Annotated in this window: 2 tRNA genes and 2 rRNA genes; all 4 read left to right on the forward strand. The window is 46.5% G+C overall.

Going from position 1 to position 2355, the window contains the following annotated elements:
• Positions 1-222 precede the first annotated feature (222 nt).
• Positions 223-1752, forward strand: a 16S ribosomal RNA gene (locus BQ7997_RS00045).
• A gap of 183 nt (positions 1753-1935) precedes the next feature.
• Positions 1936-2009: transfer RNA gene (locus BQ7997_RS00050), tRNA-Ile, on the forward strand.
• Between the two features lie 17 nt (positions 2010-2026).
• A tRNA-Ala gene (locus tag BQ7997_RS00055) sits at positions 2027-2100 on the forward strand.
• 143 nt (positions 2101-2243) lie between these two features.
• A 23S ribosomal RNA gene (locus BQ7997_RS00060) occupies positions 2244-2355 on the forward strand; the annotation flags it as partial.

Below are 2355 nucleotides of genomic sequence, written 5' to 3' on the forward strand. Positions count from 1 at the left end.
AAACCTCTTACCTTTGCACCCGCTTTTAAAACGAAAGCAACAAGTTCTTTGAAATATTGATAAACAATACAAGTAGTACAAGTTAAAAAATAGAACCGTCAATACTTGTTTCATAGGTAGCAATACAAATGAAATACAGGTAATTGGAAGAAGTCAATAAATTTTGTACGGCATCCTGAACAGAGCAACAACCATCCTTAACGGATGATTAACAATACTTTTACAATGAAGAGTTTGATCCTGGCTCAGGATGAACGCTAGCTACAGGCTTAACACATGCAAGTCGAGGGGCAGCATTAAAGTTTGCTTGCAAACTTTAGATGGCGACCGGCGCACGGGTGAGTAACACGTATCCAACCTGCCGATAACTCGGGGATAGCCTTTCGAAAGAAAGATTAATACCCGATGGCATATTTTCACCGCATGGTGAAACTATTAAAGAATTTCGGTTATCGATGGGGATGCGTTCCATTAGGCAGTTGGTGAGGTAACGGCTCACCAAACCTTCGATGGATAGGGGTTCTGAGAGGAAGGTCCCCCACATTGGAACTGAGACACGGTCCAAACTCCTACGGGAGGCAGCAGTGAGGAATATTGGTCAATGGGCGCGAGCCTGAACCAGCCAAGTAGCGTGAAGGATGACGGCCCTATGGGTTGTAAACTTCTTTTATATGGGAATAAAGTTTGGTATGTATACCATTTTGTATGTACCATATGAATAAGGATCGGCTAACTCCGTGCCAGCAGCCGCGGTAATACGGAGGATCCGAGCGTTATCCGGATTTATTGGGTTTAAAGGGAGCGTAGGTGGATTGTTAAGTCAGTTGTGAAAGTTTGCGGCTCAACCGTAAAATTGCAGTTGAAACTGGCAGTCTTGAGTACAGTAGAGGTGGGCGGAATTCGTGGTGTAGCGGTGAAATGCTTAGATATCACGAAGAACTCCGATTGCGAAGGCAGCTCACTGGACTGTTGACTGACACTGAGGCTCGAAAGTGTGGGTATCAAACAGGATTAGATACCCTGGTAGTCCACACAGTAAACGATGAATACTCGCTGTTTGCGATATACAGCAAGCGGCCAAGCGAAAGCATTAAGTATTCCACCTGGGGAGTACGCCGGCAACGGTGAAACTCAAAGGAATTGACGGGGGCCCGCACAAGCGGAGGAACATGTGGTTTAATTCGATGATACGCGAGGAACCTTACCCGGGCTTAAATTGCATTTGAATATAGTGGAAACATTATAGCCGTAAGGCAAATGTGAAGGTGCTGCATGGTTGTCGTCAGCTCGTGCCGTGAGGTGTCGGCTTAAGTGCCATAACGAGCGCAACCCTTATCTTCAGTTACTAACAGGTTATGCTGAGGACTCTGGAGAGACTGCCGTCGTAAGATGTGAGGAAGGTGGGGATGACGTCAAATCAGCACGGCCCTTACGTCCGGGGCTACACACGTGTTACAATGGGGGGTACAGAAGGCAGCTACCGGGCGACCGGATGCCAATCCCAAAAACCTCTCTCAGTTCGGATCGAAGTCTGCAACCCGACTTCGTGAAGCTGGATTCGCTAGTAATCGCGCATCAGCCATGGCGCGGTGAATACGTTCCCGGGCCTTGTACACACCGCCCGTCAAGCCATGAAAGCCGGGGGTACCTGAAGTACGTAACCGCAAGGAGCGTCCTAGGGTAAAACTGGTAATTGGGGCTAAGTCGTAACAAGGTAGCCGTACCGGAAGGTGCGGCTGGAACACCTCCTTTCTGGAGCGATGCCGTAACAACTGACTTTCAGGTTAACCTCACGGTTAACCAGGTTCTGTTTTTATTGTACTACTGGTACTTGTTTATTTATAAAATATAGATCAACCATCTATAGAAGTATAGATAGAGATAAACAAGAGAAAAAAGAAGCCGAGTCTAACAGAAGGTAGACAAGGTTGAACTAGTCCTATAGCTCAGTTGGTTAGAGCGCTACACTGATAATGTAGAGGTCGGCAGTTCAACTCTGCCTGGGACTACTCCGAATAACTCTTACGGGGGATTAGCTCAGCTGGCTAGAGCATCTGCCTTGCACGCAGAGGGTCAACGGTTCGAATCCGTTATTCTCCACTCTCTCTGAAAATGAGAAAACGATCTTTGACATGATGAAAACAAAAAGTAAAATTTTAGTAAAGAGCTAAAAGTATATATCGAACCGTACGTTCTCAATGTGTACACTATCAATAGTGGCATACAAAGAGAAGTCAGTTTGAAAGAAAGTAAGCAAGGGCGCATGGCGGATGCCTTGGCTCTCGGAGGCGATGAAGGACGTGATAAGCTGCGATAAGCTTCGGGTAGGTGCAAATAACCTTTGATCCGAAGATT

Source organism: Bacteroides congonensis (genome assembly GCF_900130125.1).
GTDB lineage: Bacteria > Bacteroidota > Bacteroidia > Bacteroidales > Bacteroidaceae > Bacteroides > Bacteroides congonensis.